Source organism: Pseudomonas sp. H9 (genome assembly GCF_004353925.1).
Lineage (GTDB): Bacteria > Pseudomonadota > Gammaproteobacteria > Pseudomonadales > Pseudomonadaceae > Aquipseudomonas.
This window is the reverse complement of record NZ_SMOK01000012.1, coordinates 218,220-236,024: the sequence shown is the minus strand read 5'-3', so window position 1 is coordinate 236,024 and position 17,805 is coordinate 218,220. Positions and strand designations below refer to the sequence as shown.

Annotated in this window: 17 protein-coding genes; 6 read left to right on the top strand and 11 right to left on the bottom strand. The window is 59.6% G+C overall.

Translation table 11 applies throughout. The features are described from left to right. The first annotated feature begins 65 nt into the window (after window positions 1-65). Window positions 66-1,466, top strand: coding sequence for an aminoacyl-tRNA deacylase and HDOD domain-containing protein (locus E1573_RS11670; RefSeq protein ID WP_133213761.1), 1,401 nt, complete (start codon window positions 66-68; stop codon window positions 1,464-1,466). A 22-nt stretch (window positions 1,467-1,488) separates the two neighbouring features. Here the strand turns inward: E1573_RS11670 and E1573_RS11665 are convergent, their stop codons facing one another. The 4 genes from E1573_RS11665 to E1573_RS11650 form a co-directional block, all read right to left on the bottom strand. After that, the gene (locus tag E1573_RS11665; RefSeq protein ID WP_133213759.1) at window positions 1,489-1,863 is read right to left on the bottom strand and encodes a helicase; all 375 of its coding nucleotides are present in this window, start codon (window positions 1,861-1,863) and stop codon (window positions 1,489-1,491) included. Between the two features lie 298 nt (window positions 1,864-2,161). Beyond that, the gene (locus tag E1573_RS11660) at window positions 2,162-2,437 is read right to left on the bottom strand and encodes an HU family DNA-binding protein (protein WP_133213757.1); all 276 of its coding nucleotides are present in this window, start codon (window positions 2,435-2,437) and stop codon (window positions 2,162-2,164) included. Between the two features lie 187 nt (window positions 2,438-2,624). Continuing rightward, window positions 2,625-3,773, bottom strand: coding sequence for an NAD(P)/FAD-dependent oxidoreductase (locus E1573_RS11655; RefSeq protein ID WP_133213755.1), 1,149 nt, complete (start codon window positions 3,771-3,773; stop codon window positions 2,625-2,627). Window positions 3,774-3,806: 33 nt separating this feature from the next. Beyond that, window positions 3,807-3,974 (bottom strand): rubredoxin, encoded by a 168-nt coding sequence (locus E1573_RS11650; protein ID WP_028942479.1) that lies wholly within the window; start codon window positions 3,972-3,974, stop codon window positions 3,807-3,809. Window positions 3,975-4,181: 207 nt separating this feature from the next. Here E1573_RS11650 and E1573_RS11645 point away from each other — a divergent pair, with 207 nt between their 5' ends. Both E1573_RS11645 and ubiA read left to right on the top strand, forming a co-directional pair. After that, window positions 4,182-4,706, top strand: a complete 525-nt coding sequence (locus tag E1573_RS11645) for a chorismate lyase (protein WP_371925157.1) — start codon at window positions 4,182-4,184, stop codon at window positions 4,704-4,706. Then, window positions 4,706-5,593: a 4-hydroxybenzoate octaprenyltransferase gene (gene ubiA, locus E1573_RS11640; protein ID WP_133213751.1), complete on the top strand. Its 888-nt coding sequence runs from the start codon at window positions 4,706-4,708 to the stop codon at window positions 5,591-5,593. The genes E1573_RS11645 and ubiA overlap by 1 nt, the downstream gene beginning before the upstream one ends. Before the next feature lie 70 nt (window positions 5,594-5,663). Here the strand turns inward: ubiA and E1573_RS11635 are convergent, their stop codons facing one another. Continuing rightward, a complete protein-coding gene (locus E1573_RS11635) occupies window positions 5,664-6,035 on the bottom strand; it encodes a hypothetical protein (protein WP_133213749.1) in 372 nt (123 codons plus the stop codon). Between the two features lie 145 nt (window positions 6,036-6,180). Between E1573_RS11635 and phoB the strand changes: the two genes are divergently transcribed. The 3 genes from phoB to E1573_RS11620 all read left to right on the top strand — a co-directional run bounded on the left by phoB (window position 6,181) and on the right by E1573_RS11620 (window position 9,753). After that, entirely contained in the window at window positions 6,181-6,870 is a 690-nt protein-coding gene (gene phoB, locus E1573_RS11630; protein WP_010225936.1) for a phosphate regulon transcriptional regulator PhoB, read from the top strand. Window positions 6,871-7,022: 152 nt separating this feature from the next. Beyond that, entirely contained in the window at window positions 7,023-8,297 is a 1,275-nt protein-coding gene (phoR, locus tag E1573_RS11625; RefSeq protein WP_256659525.1) for a phosphate regulon sensor histidine kinase PhoR, read from the top strand. Window positions 8,298-8,412: 115 nt separating this feature from the next. After that, entirely contained in the window at window positions 8,413-9,753 is a 1,341-nt protein-coding gene (locus E1573_RS11620) for a hemolysin family protein (RefSeq protein WP_133213745.1), read from the top strand. Window positions 9,754-9,839: 86 nt separating this feature from the next. Here E1573_RS11620 and E1573_RS11615 read toward each other — a convergent pair whose 3' ends face one another. The 6 genes from E1573_RS11615 to E1573_RS11590 form a co-directional block, all read right to left on the bottom strand. Further along, window positions 9,840-10,736, bottom strand: coding sequence for a peptidoglycan DD-metalloendopeptidase family protein (locus E1573_RS11615; protein WP_133213743.1), 897 nt, complete (start codon window positions 10,734-10,736; stop codon window positions 9,840-9,842). A gap of 160 nt (window positions 10,737-10,896) precedes the next feature. Further along, window positions 10,897-11,793 (bottom strand): response regulator, encoded by an 897-nt coding sequence (locus tag E1573_RS11610; RefSeq protein WP_133213741.1) that lies wholly within the window; start codon window positions 11,791-11,793, stop codon window positions 10,897-10,899. A 162-nt stretch (window positions 11,794-11,955) separates the two neighbouring features. Further along, a complete protein-coding gene (gene phoU / locus E1573_RS11605; RefSeq protein WP_133213739.1) occupies window positions 11,956-12,714 on the bottom strand; it encodes a phosphate signaling complex protein PhoU in 759 nt (252 codons plus the stop codon). Between the two features lie 120 nt (window positions 12,715-12,834). Next, window positions 12,835-13,668, bottom strand: coding sequence for a phosphate ABC transporter ATP-binding protein PstB (gene pstB, locus E1573_RS11600; RefSeq protein WP_133213737.1), 834 nt, complete (start codon window positions 13,666-13,668; stop codon window positions 12,835-12,837). A 97-nt stretch (window positions 13,669-13,765) separates the two neighbouring features. Next, a complete protein-coding gene (pstA, locus tag E1573_RS11595; RefSeq protein ID WP_133213735.1) occupies window positions 13,766-15,436 on the bottom strand; it encodes a phosphate ABC transporter permease PstA in 1,671 nt (556 codons plus the stop codon). Between the two features lie 17 nt (window positions 15,437-15,453). Next, the gene (locus E1573_RS11590; protein ID WP_133213733.1) at window positions 15,454-17,742 is read right to left on the bottom strand and encodes an ABC transporter permease subunit; all 2,289 of its coding nucleotides are present in this window, start codon (window positions 17,740-17,742) and stop codon (window positions 15,454-15,456) included. Window positions 17,743-17,805: the final 63 nt, after the last annotated feature.

The window sequence follows — 17,805 nt, the reverse complement described above, 5'->3', positions numbered from 1 at the left end:
TTGGATCCAGCTCGAGGTTGAAGCTGGTTATACTCTTGCGAACATAAAATTTCTGGATACAGACCATGACTGAAGTTGCCTTGGACACCGCAACCCCCCACGCTCCGTCTGTTATCCGGCTTTTGCTGGAAAAGCTTGGTATTGCCTACCAGGAAGTCCTGGATCACCCGCACCTGTTGCCTGAGCGCAAAGTCCAGGCGGTGTTGCTCGACGATTCGGTCGGTGCGCTGATGGTACTGTTCCCGCAAAATCAGTTGCTGGACCTCAACCGCCTGGCCGAACTGACCGGCCGCAAACTGGCTGCCGTGCCGCTGGACCGCCTCAAAACGATGCTGGACAAGCATGGCCTGAAAATTCTGCCCGGCATCCCGGCCCTGACCAGCTCGCCGTGCCTGTATGAAGAGAGCCTGCTCAAACCGGAAAGGCTGCTGGTTCATTCCGGCCAAGCAGGCCTGTGGCTGGAAATTGAGCGAGACGATTTCAAAAAGATGCTGAGCAAGGCCAGCGCTGGCAACTTCGGCGAACTGCTGTCACGCATCCGCCCCAACCTTGATCGCCCCACCGACGATCGCGATGAAATCTCCCAGGCTGTCCAGGCCTTCACGGCCCGCCGCATTCAACAGCGCCTGGAAAACACCATCGAGATTCCACCCCTGGCGGAAACTGCGCAGAAGATCATCAAACTGCGGGTCGATCCCAACGCGACCATCGATGACATCACCGGCGTGGTCGAAACCGACCCAGCCCTGGCCGCACAGGTGGTCAGTTGGGCTGCGTCGCCCTACTACGCTTCACCGGGCAAGATTCGCTCGGTAGAGGATGCCATCGTGCGCGTACTGGGCTTTGATCTGGTGATCAACCTGGCGCTGGGCCTGGCATTGGGTAAAACCCTGAGCCTGCCCAAAGACCACCCCCAGCAAGCCACACCCTACTGGCAGCAGTCGATCTACACCGCAGCGGTGATTGAAGGCCTGACCCGTGCCATACCGCGTGCAGAGCGCCCGGAAGCCGGCCTGACGTACCTGGCCGGGCTGCTGCACAATTTTGGCTACCTGTTGCTGGCCCACATTTTCCCGCCGCACTTCTCGCTGATCTGCCGACACCTGGAGGTCAACCCACACCTGTGCCACAGCTATGTCGAGCAGCACCTGCTGGGCATCAGCCGCGAGCAGATCGGTGCCTGGCTAATGCGTTTCTGGGACATGCCGGATGAGTTGGCCACCGCGCTGCGCTTCCAGCACGACCCTTACTATGAAGGCGACCATGCTGCCTTCCCGAACCTGGCTTGCCTGGCCGTGCGCTTGCTACGTGCCCGTGGCATTGGCTCGGGCCCTGACGAGCCGATTCCGGACGAGCTGCTGGAGCGCCTGAACATCTCCCGCGAAAAAGCGGAAGATGTCGTGACCAAAGTGCTGGAAGCAGAAGCCCTGCTGCGCGAGCTGGCCTCGCAGTTCAACCAGCACTGATCCTCGTGGCCTGAGCGCCCGCTCAGGCTTTTTTCTTCGGCTTCAGGTACTTCATCAAGCCCTGGAACCAGATCACCAGCGCCGGGTTGCCCTTGATCTGGATGCTCTTGTCCTGAATCCCCTGCATGAATGCCAACTGCTTGTTCTTCGCCTGCAAGGTGGAAAAGCCGAAGGCTGCGTCTTTGAAGGCAATGGCGAATGCCGGCTGAGGATGCGTACCGGACTGACTGCTGATACGCATGTCTTTGACGATGAAATGGCGCGCAACCTTACCGTCGAGCGTCTGCAGCTGGAACACCAGGTCCTTGTCGGTCAGCTGTTGCTGGAACGCCGGGTTCTGGCGACTGGCCTTAGCCATCAGCAAGCCCATGGCCCAAAGTAGAAAGCGAAACTTCATGTGCACGCCTCGGCTAAAAAATGACTGGCGAAGCAGTTTATAGTCTCGCTACAAAAACACCATACTTTGCCGCACATTTCGCGACGTTCATCGCCGTTAGCTCTGTAACTGCGTAATTCTGGGTGTTTGGTGCGTACGCCGGTGGGAGCGGGCTTGCCCCGCGAAGCAGCCTCACTGACACACCGCAATCGCGGGGCAAGCCCGCTCCTACCGGAGGCGTCAGCCCAGCCAACGCCCCATAAAAAACGGGCACCGTATCGGGTGCCCGTTTCTCAACGCAATCAATCGGTGCGAGGCATCACGGATTGACGCTGTCCTTCAGGGACTTGCCTGGTTTGAAAGCAACAGTGTTGCTGGCTTTGATTTTTACCGGCTCACCGGTTTGTGGGTTCTTGCCGGTACGGGCGCCACGATGACGCTGCACGAAGGTACCGAAACCGACCAGCGTCACGCTGTCTTTACGGTGCAGGGCGCCGGTGATTTCTTCGAGTACGGCATTAAGCACGCGATTGGCTTGCTCTTTGGTGAGGTCGGCCTTTTCAGCGATAGCTGCGGCGAGTTCTGGTTTGCGCATAGTGAAGCCTCTTTGACGGTTTTTTGTTGTTATGCCGTGCTGCCCTTGAAGGACAGCGCCCAAGGCACCGCAGGCTCTAAACTGCGGCAGACGGGAGTGAGGATGGCATGCCGTCGGAGGCCGCGCCAGTCTCTGGACGGCCATTGTTGAGGCAATAACAGGGGAAATCCGACAGAACGCCCGCTATTTACGCCATTAGCGCCGGAAGTTGCCGATTTAGAGCCAGTTTCTCCATCACCGCCGAGCCGGTCAGGGCATACCCCAACAGGTTGCCATCGGCGTCATGGCACAGCACCTTGAGGTCAGTACCTTGGCCTTCGACCTGCCAGGTGCCCTCGCGGCCATGCGGCGGCGGCGAGACCACCAGCGGGCACGCCGGGGTTTTCACTGTCACCGGCATCGGGCCGTAGGCAACGGCTGTCGGGGTACCGGCCAGGGTTTGCGCCAGTGCACGCGCGCAGCTCATCAGCGGCATGACGTAGAGCAGGTTGAGGCCATCGACTTCAGCGCAGTCACCCAGCGCGTAGATATTGGCATGCGAGGTGCGCAACTGGCGGTCAACTACTACGCCACGGTTAACCTGCAAACCGGCCGCAGCGGCCAAGTCGATGCGTGGGCGCAGGCCAACAGCAGACACCACCAAATCGCAAGCGATCACCGTACCGTCGCTGAGATGCGCCTCCAGCCCCTCGCCAACGCGTTGCAGGCGATTGAGCACCGGGCCCAGATGGAAACGCACGCCAAGCCCCTCCAGGCCAGCCTGCACGGCGCCAGCGGCAGCCGGGTGCAGCAAGGTCGGCATGACTTGCTCGCAAGGAGCCACCAGTTCAACCTGAAAACCGCCCAAGCTCATGTCGTTGGCGAACTCGCAGCCGATAAGCCCGGCCCCCAGGATCAGCACCCGACGTTTACCAGCGGCGGCAGCACGAAAACGCGCGTAATCTTCCAGATCGTTGATCGGGAAAATCGCCTCGGGTGCGTCCCCAGCCACGGGTACCTGCACGGTTTGAGCGCCCCAGGCCAGGATCAGGTCACGATAGGTCACCTGCTCTTCACCGATCCACAGGCGTTTGTGGCCCGGATCGATGCCGCTGATGCGGGTATGCGTGCGCACTTCAGCCTTGAGCTGCTCGGCCATGACACCGGGTTCAGCCATGCTCAGGCCATCGGCATCCTTGTTCTTGGCAAAGCCGGTGGACAACATGGGCTTGGAGTAGGAACGGCCGTCATCGGCGGTAATCAACAGCAAAGGCGTCTCGCTGTCGTGCTTGCGAAATTCGCGGGCCAGGTTGTAGCCCGCCAATCCAGTACCCACAATTACCACCGGTGCAGTCATGCCTTGTGTCCTTGCATCCTGATTAAAGAGTGATCAGCCGATGGCGATCATTTCGAAATCCATCTTGCCCACGCCGCAGTCCGGGCACAGCCAGTCTGCCGGAACGTCTTCCCAACGTGTACCGGGGGCAATGCCATCATCCGGCCAACCTTCGGCCTCGTCGTAGATCAAACCGCACACAATACACTGCCACTTTTTCATTGCTTACTTCCTCAACAGACCCAGGCATTGGAGGGGCCGCTCTCATGAAAATTACAGTGGCGACCCGCTAAGGAGGGGCTTTGTACTGGAGCCAGGTGCCAGCATGCAAGCCGGATCGGGCAATCATGCTAAGCTCGCCGTCTCTTTGGCCTGTTAATCCATACCATCGTGCCGTACGAAACATCGCAAGCGCCCGCTGCAGAATGGTTGCAGTACTCTCAGGTAGCAGACAGCACAACGCCTGCACTCCTTGACTGGTTGTTTGATCAAGGTTCACTGACGCGTCGCCTGACTCGATTATCCGCCGATCACTTTTCTGTTACACCCCTTTACGAGGGTTGGCAGCCCCTGCGTGATGACGAATGCCAGGCACTCGACCTGCCGCCCGGCAGCGAAGGCTGGGTACGCGAAGTGTACTTGCGCGGTCACGGCCAGGCCTGGGTGTTCGCCCGCAGTGTCGCTGCCCGCAGCGCCCTGGAAAGCGGTGGCCTGGACATGGAAGCGCTGGGCAGCCGCTCGCTGGGCGAACTGCTGTTCTGCGACCAGGCCTTCACCCGCCGTGCTATTGAAGTTTGCCATTACCCCCAGGCCTGGCTACCGACTGCGGATGCCTGCGATACGCTCTGGGGGCGGCGCTCGCGCTTCGACCGCGGTGAATTGAGTATATTGGTTGCCGAAGTTTTCCTGCCGTCACTGTGGCAGGCCTCTGAGATTGCCGGGGAGATCCGCTGATGTACCTGCAGCTGCTCAAGTCGTTCAATCGCCTGCACCCTCGGGCCTGGGACTTCATTCAACTGAGCCGCATGGACCGCCCCATCGGCATCTACCTGCTGTTGTGGCCAACACTCTCTGCCGTATGGATCGCTGCCAAGGGCTCACCGACGCTGGCCAATGTGGTGATCTTTACCTTGGGTGTGGTGCTGATGCGGGCAGCGGGCTGTGCCATCAACGACTTTGCCGACCGCAAGGTCGATGGCCATGTCAAACGCACCGCCGAACGCCCTCTGGCGGCCGGCAAAATCAAAGCCCGTGAGGCGTTGGTGCTGTTTGCCGTGCTGGTTGGCGTGAGTTTCCTGCTGGTGCTGTGCACCAACGCCCAAACCGTGTGGCTGTCGTTCGGCGCAGTGGCGCTGGCGGCCTGTTACCCGTTCATGAAACGCTACACCTACTACCCGCAAGTGGTGCTTGGAGCGGCCTATTCCTGGGGCATCCCGATGGCCTTCACTGCGGCCACCGGTGAACTGCCCGCCATTGCCTGGCTGTTGTACATCGCCAACCTGCTGTGGACGGTGGGGTATGACACCTATTACGCGATGGTCGACCGCGACGATGACCTGAAGATCGGCGTGAAGTCTACGGCGATTCTGTTCGGTGAGGCCGACCGGGCCATTATCCTGACCCTGCAAGTGCTGTCGTTGGCGTGCTTGCTACTGGCGGGTAACCGCTTTGAGCTGGGTGGCTGGTTCCACCTGGGGCTCATCGCTGCCTTAGTGTGCTTTGTCTGGGAATTCTGGTCGACCCGCAAGCTCGACCGCGAGTCGTGTTTCAAGGCTTTCCTGCACAACCATTGGGCCGGGTTGCTGGTGTTTGTCGGGATTGTGCTGGATTACAGCTTCTGACTTCATCGCGGGGCAAGCCCGCTCCCACCGGACACATGTGGGAGCGGGCTTGCCCCGCGATCAAGCTCGACTATTTGATGACGTGCCAGACGTCCTTCATGCCGTCACCGGTCATGTCACCGGCTTTCTTGTCCTTGACGAAGGTGTACACCGGCTTGCCTTTGTAGGCCCATTGCATTGAGCCGTCATCGCGTTTGATCTGAGTCCAGCCCTCTTCAGCCGTGTCGCTAGCCTTGACCATCAATGGCGGCCAGTTTTTGGCACACTCGCCGTTGCACATGGATTTGCCATCCGCATCCTTGTCGAAGGTGTACAGCGTCATGCCTGCATGGTCGACCATCACACCATCTTTCATCATGGCATGATGGGCTGACGCTATGCCGGGCAGCGCCAGTGCCACCGCAGTAAAAAGCGTCATCCAGTTCAGCGTATGTCGTGTCATTGGATCCACCATGTTTCTCGAGAGAGGGAACTTAAGCCTAGCTCAGTAACAGAATGTTGCCGGAACGGTCACAGCCTGTCACACGACTGCAATAATTCCGTTATCTAATGCGGGCCACGACACCTGAATAGGGAGAGGTTTGAACATGGTTGGCAGAAACATTCTGATCGTTGACGACGAAGCGCCAATCCGCGAGATGATCGCCGTTGCATTGGAAATGGCCGGCTATGACTGCTTGGAAGCCGAGAACTCCCAACAGGCCCACGCCATCATCGTTGACCGCAAGCCGGACCTGATTCTTCTCGACTGGATGCTCCCGGGCACCTCGGGTATCGAGCTGGCCCGCCGCCTGAAGCGCGACGAACTGACTGGCGATATCCCGATCATCATGCTCACCGCCAAGGGTGAGGAAGACAACAAGATCCAGGGCCTTGAAGTCGGCGCTGACGACTACATCACCAAACCGTTCTCGCCCCGCGAGCTGGTCGCCCGTCTCAAGGCGGTACTGCGCCGTGCAGGCCCAAGTGATGGCGAAGCACCGATCGAAGTCGGTGGCCTGTTGCTCGATCCCATCAGCCACCGCGTCACCATTGATGGCAAGCCTGCGGAAATGGGCCCGACCGAATACCGCCTGCTGCAGTTCTTCATGACCCACCAGGAACGCGCCTATACCCGTGGGCAGTTGCTCGATCAGGTCTGGGGCGGCAATGTGTATGTCGAGGAACGCACGGTTGATGTGCATATCCGTCGCCTGCGCAAAGCGCTGGGTGACGCCTACGAGAATCTGGTACAAACGGTACGCGGCACCGGCTACCGGTTCTCAACTAAAAGTTGATTTAAGCGGCAAGCTGTAAGCTGCAAGCCTCAAGAAAGAGCAAAAGCAACACGCGGTCCGCTTCAATCTTGCAGCTTGTAGCTTGCAACTTGCAGCTGATCCGCTAAGGATCCAAATTGAACCAAAATTGGCATGGCACTCTGATTCGCCACATGCTGCTGTTGATCACCGCCTGCCTGCTGGTCGGGCTGATCAGCGGCTATTACGGCTGGAGCCTGGCCTTGGGCCTGGCGCTGTACCTGGGCTGGACGCTCAAACAGTTGCTGCGCCTGCATGAGTGGCTACGCCTGCACAAGCCTGATGAAGCGCCGCCTGATGGCTATGGCCTGTGGGGCGAAGTATTCGACAGCATTTATCACCTGCAACGCCGTGATCAGCGGGCGCGAGGCCGCCTGCAAGCAGTGATCGACCGCGTGCAAGAATCCACCGCCGCACTGCGGGATGCGGTGATCATGCTCGACAGTGACGGCAATCTGGAATGGTGGAACCGCGCCGCCGAAACCTTGCTCGGCCTGAAGACCCCGCAGGACAGCGGCCAGCCGGTCACCAATCTGGTGCGTCACCCACGCTTCAAGGAGTACTTCGAGCAGGAGAACTACCTTGAACCTCTGGAAATCCCTTCACCGATCAACGACCGCCTGCGCGTGCAACTGCATATCACCCGCTACGGCAACAATGAGCACTTGATGCTGGTTCGCGATGTCACGCGCATCCATCAACTCGAACAGATGCGCAAGGACTTCGTCGCCAACGTTTCCCATGAGCTGCGCACGCCCCTGACGGTGATCGCCGGCTACCTGGAGACCCTGCTCGACAACGTCGAAGACGTTAACCCTCGCTGGGTTCGGGCACTGCAGCAAATGCAGCAACAAGGCGGACGCATGCAGGCCCTGCTCAACGACCTGCTGTTGCTGGCCAAGTTGGAAGCCACCGATTACCCCTCGGACAATCAGCCCGTGGCGATCGACACCTTGCTGCAATCGATCAAGGGTGACGCTCAGGCATTGTCTGGTCAGCGTAACCAACGCATTACCCTGGAAGCCACGCCCGGTGTTTGCCTCAAGGGCAGCGAAGCAGAGCTGCGCAGTGCGTTCTCTAACCTGATATTCAACGCCGTCAAATACACTCAAGACGAAGGACAGATCCGCATTCGCTGGTGGAGCGACGACCAAGGCGCACACCTGAGCGTCCAGGACTCGGGCATCGGTATCGACGCCAAGCACCTGCCACGGCTGACCGAACGTTTTTACCGGGTCGACTCCAGCCGCAACTCCAATACTGGTGGCACCGGCCTTGGCCTGGCGATCGTAAAGCATGTGCTGTTGCGGCACCGCGCGCGCCTGGAGGTCAGCAGTGTGCTCGGCCACGGCAGCACCTTTACCTGCCATTTTGCCCCTGCTCAAATCGCCCAGCGCGTGGCCTCTTGAGGCTGCGCCCCTAGGCAACCGCGCCCTCAGCCGCTACATTGGCGAACTTGTGCCAGCGAATGCTGGCACCGTATTTCTCTCTTTCTTCAGATGACGGACCCCGTAAAACTCCATCATGGACCCTTCCCCTGGTATTAGCCTCGCCCAAATTTTTGCCGATTTCGGCATGATTCTTTTTGCTCTGCTGCTGGTGTTGCTCAACGGTTTCTTCGTTGCGGCCGAATTTGCCATGGTCAAATTGCGCTCGACCCGCGTCGAGTCGATTGCCGAGCAGCATGGCTGGCGCGGGCAAATCCTGCGCACCGTTCACAACCAACTGGACGCCTACCTATCCGCCTGCCAACTGGGCATCACCCTCGCCTCTCTGGGCCTGGGCTGGGTTGGTGAGCCGGCCTTTGCACACCTGCTCGAACCCCTGCTGGCGGCAGTCGGCGTGCAATCGCCGGAAGTGATCAAGGCAATATCGTTCTTCAGTGCCTTCTTCGTGATTTCGTACCTGCACATTGTGGTCGGTGAGCTGGCACCCAAGTCGTGGGCAATCCGCAAACCCGAGCTGCTTTCGCTGTGGACAGCCGTGCCGCTGTACCTGTTCTACTGGCTGATGTACCCAGCCATCTACCTGCTCAACGCCAGCGCCAACGCCATTTTGCGCATCGCTGGCCAGGGTGAACCCGGCCCGCACCACGAACACCATTACAGCCGTGAAGAATTGAAGCTGATCCTGCACTCCAGCCGCGGCCATGACCCTAGCGATCAAGGCATGCGGGTATTGGCGTCGGCGGTGGAGATGGGCGAGCTTGAGGTGGTCGACTGGGCCAACTCCCGTGAGGACATGGTCTGCCTGGACGCCCATGCCCCTCTCAAGGAAATCCTGGCGATGTTCCGCCGCCACAAATTCAGCCGCTATCCGGTATACGATGCCGAGCGTGGTGAGTTCATCGGCTTGCTGCACATCAAAGACCTGCTGCTGGAACTGGCCGATCTGGATCACCTGCCGGATTCGTTCAACCTTGCCGAACTGACCCGCCCACTGGAGCGCGTGTCCCGCCATATGCCGCTGGCCCAACTGCTGGAGCAGTTCCGTAAAGGCGGCGCGCACTTTGCCTTGGTCGAAGAAGCAGACGGCAAGGTCATTGGCTACCTGACCATGGAAGACGTACTGGAAGTGCTGGTCGGCGACATTCAGGACGAGCACCGCAAAGCCGAACGCGGCATCCTCGCCTACCAGCCCGGCAAGTTGCTGGTACGGGGTGACACGCCGCTGTTCAAGGTCGAGCGCCTGCTCGGGATCGATCTGGACCATATCGAGGCGGAAACCCTCGCCGGCCTGGTCTACGAGACGCTCAAACGCGTACCGGAAGAAGAAGAGGTGCTGGAGGTCGAAGGCCTGCGCATCATCATCAAGAAGATGAAAGGCCCCAAGATTGTCCTGGCCAAGGTGCTAAAGCTCGATTGAGCTGCACTTGGTAGGAGCGGGCTTGCCCCGCGATGCGATGTATCTGACAGACCGCAATCGCGGGGCAAGCCCGCTCCCACCGGGTGTCAGGGGTTGCCGGCGGTGAAGTTCGGCAACCCACCGACGTTTTGGTTGAACTGAAACGGTATCGATTCCAGCGCCAGGCCTACGTTGCGCTGCACCACGAAGTGCAGATGAGGGCCGGTGCTGTTGCCGGTATTGCCAGATTTCGCCAGTGGCGTTCCGTACACCACCGACTGCCCCTCACGCACGACCACAGAACCGCGCATCAGGTGCAGATAGACACCCATGGTGCCGTCGTCATGCAAGATGCGCACAAAGTTGCCCGAGGGATGTGTTCCACGCCCACTCTGGTTGTTTTCAGTCTTGATCACCACGCCCGCCCGCGAAGCAATGATCGGCGTGCCTTCGGGCATGGCGATGTCCATGGCATAACGGCCTTTTGGCCCAAAATGACTGTATTGCCCGTTCGGCCCCTGCGTCAGGCGAAATGGCCCGCCCCGCCACGGCACCGGGTAACGGTAGGCTTGCTGACGCTGCTTGGGGTTGCCCAAAGCAAACGTGAACTTCTCTTGGTACCCAACCGGTTTGCCCGGCTGCTGGGCATTGATTACGGTCAGCAGCACTGCCGCCCGCGCGGGTACCACCCGCCGGACAAGCCGGTCACCACCGCCCTTGGCGTTGCTCAGGCGTAGCAGGCGCAGTTCCACCTCCACAGGGGCGTAGGTGTCGTTGCGAGCGCTGAAACTCACACCACCGGTAAACTTGATGGCGTGCAGTTTCACCTGGCGCTCCAGCTGCTCGACCATTCGATCACGAAAAACCAAGGGCTGAGAGTCCGGCATCGGCCTGTCAGAGTACGAAACCACGCCGTAGGCATCGGTGCTTTTAAAAATAGGGGTGGCCAACGTCGGGCCACAAGCCACGAGCAAGGCACAAAACAGCAGTGAACGTGCTGGCATGGTAGTGGCTTTTTGACAGTTGATATCTGTCGAAGACTAGCAGCAGATTTTGCCCAGAGGATGGCCGGAGTGTTTCAGAGGTGTACCAATAGACGAGCGGTGACAAGCCAACCCCTACCAACCCTGTAGGAGCGGGCTTGCCCCGCGACAGGGGCGCCTGTCAGGCCCCAGGCACAAAATGCTTCTGCGCCGTACCACGGGCAATCAGTCGCGACAGGTAGTCCAGCTTTTGTGCGTCCTGATCGACAAACTTGAAGGTCAACTGCAGCCAGTCGCTGTCAGGCTTAGGTTCCAGCGCCGCCACAGCATGCAAGTAACCATTGAGCCGGGCAATTTCGGCGTTCTCGCCCTGCTCCAGATCGAGCACCGCGCCTTCGAGCACCTGAGGCAGGGTTTCGCCACGGCGCACCACCAGCAACGCCTCCTTGAGGCTCAGGGCCTTGATCACGCACGGCTGCACGCCACTGGGCAAGCGCAGTTGCCCCTGGCCACGTCCGGCAGGCGCGGCAGCCGCCGGCTTAGGTGCGCTGATCAGCGGCTTGGCGGCTGCTACCGCAGCGGCCGGTGCCGTGGGCTTGACCGTTTCGGCACGCCCGGCAGTCAGGGCATTGAGCGAGTCATTGGCAAATGCCGAGGTGCTACGTGTTGGTGCGCTGGCCATGACCGCATCGAGCTTGCCGACTTTGGTCAGGGCTTTCTTCACTTTGGTCAGCAATTGCTCGTTGGTGAATGGCTTGCCGACGAAGTCGGAAACACCCGCCTGAATCGCCTGGACGACGTTCTCTTTGTCGCCGCGGCTGGTCACCATGATGAACGGCAGCGTCTTCATCGACTCTTGCTGACGGCACCAGGTCAGCAGCTCCAGCCCGGACATTTCCGGCATTTCCCAGTCGCACAGAACCAGGTCGAACGCTTCACGTGCCAGCAACGTCTGGGCTTTGCGGCCGTTGACGGCGTCTTCAATGACCATGCCGGGAAAATAGTTGCGCAGACACTTCTTCACCAGGTCACGAATGAACGGCGCGTCATCCACAACCAATACACTGACTTTACTCATCGCCACTCCTATTGAATCCCGCCTAGCATAACGCTGACTGATGGCCATTTGCCAAACACTGGCTCACGCCGGGACTCGTTGCGTCGTTCGCGGCTGCCTTGAGGTGCTCGACCGCAAACGAAAACGCCCGGCCTGAGCCGGGCGTTCATTCTCGGGGCAGTCTTACTTATCGTCAGTAACGCCCGGAACATTAGCCTTTTCGGCGCTGCCCTGAACCTCTTCTTTCATTCGGGCCAGGCCCAGATGGCGCACGTCGGTACCACGCACCAGGTAGATCACCAGCTCCGAGATGTTACGGGCATGGTCACCGATACGCTCCAGCGAACGCAGCGCCCAGATCACGCTCAGTACCCGCGAAATCGAGCGCGGATCTTCCATCATGTAGGTGACCAACTCACGCAGCGCGGTTTTGTACTCGCGGTCGATGGTTTTGTCGTACTGGGCTACCGACAAGGCCAGGTCTGCGTCGAAACGAGCGAACGCGTCCAGCGCGTCACGCACCATGTTGCGCACCTGATCGCCAATGTGGCGGACTTCAACGTAACCACGCGGCGACTCACCCTCTTCACACAGCTGGATGGCCCGACGGGCAATCTTGGTCGACTCGTCGCCAATACGTTCCAGGTCGATCACCGACTTGGAAATGCTGATGATCAAACGCAGGTCGGAAGCGGCTGGCTGACGGCGAGCAAGGATACGTACGCACTCCTCGTCGATGTTGCGCTCCATCTGGTTGATCTGCTCATCGACTTCGCGCACCTGCTGAGCCAGGCCCGAGTCGGCCTCGATCAGCGCGGTGACCGCGTCATTGACCTGCTTCTCGACCAGGCCGCCCATCGCCAGAAGGTGGCTGCGGACCTCCTCAAGCTCGGCGTTGAACTGCTGGGAGATGTGATGGGTAAGGCTGTCTTTATCGATCATGCTTTCGCTCCGCTAAGCTGCAAGCTTCAAGCCGCACGCTTCAAGTCGTTCGTGTCGTTCCCGGGCACCGCTATCCTTCTTGCCGCTTGTACCTTGCAGCTTGAAGCTGTCGCACTGCGACTAGCCATAGCGACCGGTAATGTAATCTTCGGTCTGCTTCTTCGCCGGGTTGGTGAACAAGGTATCGGTATCACCGAACTCGACCAGTTTGCCCATATACATGAAGGCGGTGTAGTCGGAAACCCGCGCGGCCTGCTGCATGTTGTGGGTAACGATAACGATGGTGTACTTGGACTTCAGCTCATAGATCAGCTCTTCGACTTTCAGCGTCGAGATCGGGTCCAGTGCCGAGCACGGTTCGTCGAGCAGCAGGACTTCAGGCTCTACCGCGATGGTACGGGCAATCACCAGACGCTGCTGCTGACCACCAGACAGCCCCAGTGCCGACTCGTGCAGGCGGTCTTTGACCTCATCCCACAGCGCCGCACCCTTCAGTGCCCACTCCACGGCTTCATCCAGCACGCGCTTCTTGTTGATACCCTGAATGCGCAGACCGTAAACCACGTTCTCGTAGATGGTCTTGGGGAACGGGTTGGGCTTCTGGAACACCATACCCACCCGGCGACGCAGTTCGGCCACGTCTTCGCCTTTGCGATAGATGTTGTTGCCGTACAGGTTGATTGCACCCTCGACACGGCAGCCGTCCACCAGGTCGTTCATGCGGTTGAAGGTACGCAGCAAGGTCGACTTACCGCAGCCGGACGGGCCGATAAAGGCGGTCACGCGCTGTTTCGGGATGTTCATGCTGACGTCGAACAGCGCTTGTTTCTCGCCGTAGTACAGGCTCAGGCCCGGTACTTCGATGGCAACGGTTTCTTCAGCCAGCTGCAGGCTCTGCTTGGTACGACCCAAGGCCGACATGTCGATACCGTGAGCGTGAGATTCATGTTGCATGATTTAACTCCTTTTGTGGCTGCAAGCTTCAAGCTGTCAGCCGCAAGTTTGGGCATAAGCGGCTTGTAGCTTGCCGCTTATGGCTAATAACTTTCTGTCAGCTGTCCAGCGCCTTGTACTTCTCGCGCAGGTGGTTACGAATCCACACCGCCGAGAGGTTGAGGGTCGCGATCACCAGTACCAGCAGCAATGCGGTGGCGTACACCAACGGACGCGCGGCTTCTACGTTCGGGCTCTGGAAGCCAACGTCATAGATATGGAAGCCCAGGTGCATGATCTTCTGGTCCAGGTGCAGGTACGGGTAGTTGCCGTCCACTGGCAGCGATGGCGCCAGCTTCACCACACCTACCAGCATCAGCGGCGCTACTTCACCAGCGGCACGTGCCACAGCGAGGATCATGCCGGTCATCATCGCCGGGCTGGCCATTGGCAGAACGATCTTCCACAAGGTTTCGGCCTTGGTTGCACCCAGTGCCAGCGAGCCTTCACGAACGGTACGTGGAATACGCGCCAGGCCTTCTTCGGTGGCCACGATCACCACCGGTACCGCCAGCAGTGCCAGGGTCAACGACGCCCACAGCAGGCCCGGCGTACCCAGGGTCGGGGCTGGCAGTGCTTCAGGGAAGAACAGACGGTCAAGCGAGCCACCCAGCACGTAGACGAAGAAGCCCAGACCGAACACGCCGTAAACAATGGCAGGTACACCGGCCAGGTTGTTCACTGCAATACGGATCAGGCGCGTCACCGGCCCCTGACGAGCGTATTCACGCAGGTATACTGCCGCCAATACGCCGAACGGGGTGACGATCACGGCCATGATCAGGGTCATCATCACGGTGCCGAAAATCGCCGGGAAAATCCCGCCTTCAGTGTTGGCTTCACGTGGGTCGTCGCTGAGGAATTCCCAGACCTTGGCGAAGTACACGCCCATCTTGGTGAAGAAGCCCATGCCGTTTGGCTGGTAGGCGTGCACCACCTTGCTCAGGTTGATTTCAACTTCACGGCCATTACCGTCCTTGGCCACCAGGCTGTCACGGGCGAAGTCCTGATGCAGACTGCTCAGACGCTCTTCAATAGCCTTGTAACGGTTGTTCAGCTCGGCACGCTCGGCCTCGATGTCAGCTTGAGCAGCCGCGTCGAGTTTGCCATCCAGCTCCAGCTTGCGGGTCTGCAGGCGCAGACGCTCAAGGCCGTAGTTGATGGCGCCGATGTCTTTCTTCTCCAACTGTTGCAGATCGGTCGCCAGCTTGTCGGCACGCTTGAGGCGCGCCTGCAGCTCAGCCCAGGCCGCCTGGCCTTCGGCAACGACCTTACCGTTTTCCTTGACGCTGACCAGGTAGCCGTAGAAGTTGCCCCACTCGCGGCGTTCCAGCGCAATCAGGTCGACCGGCGTCTGCATGTCGGTCAGCCAGTCGCCGACCACCCAAGTGAAGTCGCTGCCATTGAGGTCGCGGTTGCCGATCTTGATCAGCTCACGGGTCATGAACTCCGGGCCATTATCAGGCACCGGCAAGCCGGCACCTTTCAGACGCGCCAGCGGCACCTCTTCCTTTTGCACTATTTCGCCAACCACAACGTGATCAGCCTGGCCTGGCACCTTGTAGGTGGCCTGAACCAAGTCAGCCGGCCAGAAGTGGCCCAGGCCACGCACAGCGATCACCGAGAGCAGACCAATGGTCATGATCACTGCGATGGCGACGGCGCCACCGCTGATCCAGACGCCAGGGGCGCCGCTCTTGAACCAGCTTTTGAGGGAATCCTTTTTCACGGATCTCTACCTTTCTATCAAAGCGACGAGTATTTCTTGCGCAGACGCTGGCGGATCAGCTCGGCCAAGGTGTTCATCACAAAGGTGAACATCAACAGCACCAGCGCAGCGAGGAACAGCACGCGGTAATGGCTGCCGCCCACTTCCGATTCCGGCATCTCTACCGCAACGTTTGCGGCCAGGGTACGCATGCCTTCGAACAGGTTCAGTTCCATGACCGGGGTGTTACCGGTAGCCATCAGCACGATCATGGTTTCACCCACCGCACGGCCCATACCGATCATCAACGCCGAGAAAATGCCCGGGCTAGCGGTCAGGATGACCACGCGGGTCAGGGTCTGCCATGGCGTAGCACCCAGGGCCAGGGAGCCCAGGGTCAGGCTGCGCGGCACGCTGAACACGGCGTCTTCGGCAATCGAGTAGATGTTCGGGATGACCGCAAAGCCCATGGCGATACCCACTACCAGGGCGTTGCGCTGGTCATAGGTGATACCCAGGTCATTGGTGATCCACAGGCGCATGTCACCACCGAAGAACCAGGCTTCCAGCAATGGGCTCATGTACAGGGCGAACCAACCGGTCAGCAGGATCACCGGGATCAGAATCGCGGCCTCCCAACCATCCGGTACCCGCAGGCGGATCGACTCAGGCAGGCGGCTCCAGGTGAAGCCGGCGACCAGAATGCCGATTGGCATCAGCAGGAAAAGGCTGAACACTCCCGGCAGGTGCCCTTCCAGATACGGCGCCAGGAACAGGCCGGCGAAGAAACCGAGAATTACGGTTGGCATCGCCTCCATCAGCTCGATCACCGGCTTGACCTTGCGGCGCATACCCGGGGCCATGAAGTAGGCGGTGTAGATCGCTGCTGCAATGGCCAGCGGAGCCGCCAGGATCATCGCGTAAAACGCTGCCTTCAGGGTACCGAAGGTCAGTGGCGACAGGCTCAGCTTAGGTTCGAAGTCGGTGTTCGAGGCGGTGGACTGCCAAACGTATTTCGGCTCGTCATAGTTCTCGTACCAGACCTTGCTCCACAACGCGCTCCAGGACACTTCCGGGTGCGGGTTTTTCAGCGTCAGGGGCAGCAGCTTGCCGCCTTCTTCGACGATGATGCGGTTAGCGCGTGGCGACAGTGCCAGAACGCCTGCGCCTTCGGCTACTGGCTCGACCAGCAGGGTGCGATGCGCAGTGCTGTGGAACACGCCCAGCTCGCCAGCGGCATCCAGGGCAACGAAACCTTTACGACGCTCTTCGGCATCGATCTGAACGATCGGCGAGGTGCCCATCTGGAAGTCGCGGATACGCTTGAAGCGCTGCTCGCCATCAGGGTCTCGGGCCATGAACCACTGCGCCAGGCCACCTTTGGAGTCACCGACGATCAGCGAAATACCACCCACCAACTGCGCGCTGGCAGTAACTTCGGCATTGCCGTCTTCAAGCAGCTTGTAACGGCCATTGAGGCTCTTGTCACGCAGGCTGAAGACATCGGCCTGGGCACGGCCATTGATCACATACAACCACTGCTGACGCGGGTCGATGAAGATCGCTTTGACCGGTTCGGTCATCTGCGGCAGGTCGATACGGTTCTGCTCGCTGGTGACTTCGCCGGTCATCATGTTTTCTTCGCGGCTCAGCGAGATCACTTGCAGGTGCGCACCGGTAGAACCGGCCACCACCAGGGTTTCGCCGTTCACATTGAGGCTGACGTGCTCCAGCGCACGCCCCTGATCGTCGAGTACGAACGGCTCCTGACCATACGGGAAGTCGATGGCCGGGGTGATGGTTTTCTTATTGTCCGGGTAGGTGATCTTGTAGCTATGGCTGAACGCCAGCGCCTGACCGTTGGACAAACCCAGCACCACCAGCGGATTACCCGGCTGGTCAGCACCAATGGAAGTAACCTGAGTACCGGCAGGTACCGGCAACTCGACGCGCTTGAGTTCGGCACCGGTCTTGGTGTCGAAGAACAACGCCTGGCCTTTGTCGGAAACCCGCATACCCACCAGGTTCTGTTCTTCCAGGGCAATCATCAGAGGCTTGCCGGCATCCTGGCTCAACCAGGTCGGTTCCAACGCTTTTTTGCTGGTCAGCGTGGCGCCCTGGAACAGCGGTATCACCACATAAGCCAGGTAGAAGAAGATCAAGGTGATCGCTGCCAGCACGGCAAGCCCGCCCACCAGTACATACCAGCGGGTCAGGCGATCCTTGAGCGCACGCAGGCGACGCTTGCGTTGCAGTTCGGGCGTATTGAAATCAATCCGCACGGGGGGAGAATTTTGGGTCATGGTGGAGTTGGCCAGATCATTCATGCGCACACCCTAGCGGTCCCGTATGACAAAAACATTACAGTGCAGTGACGCAACAAAGCCCGC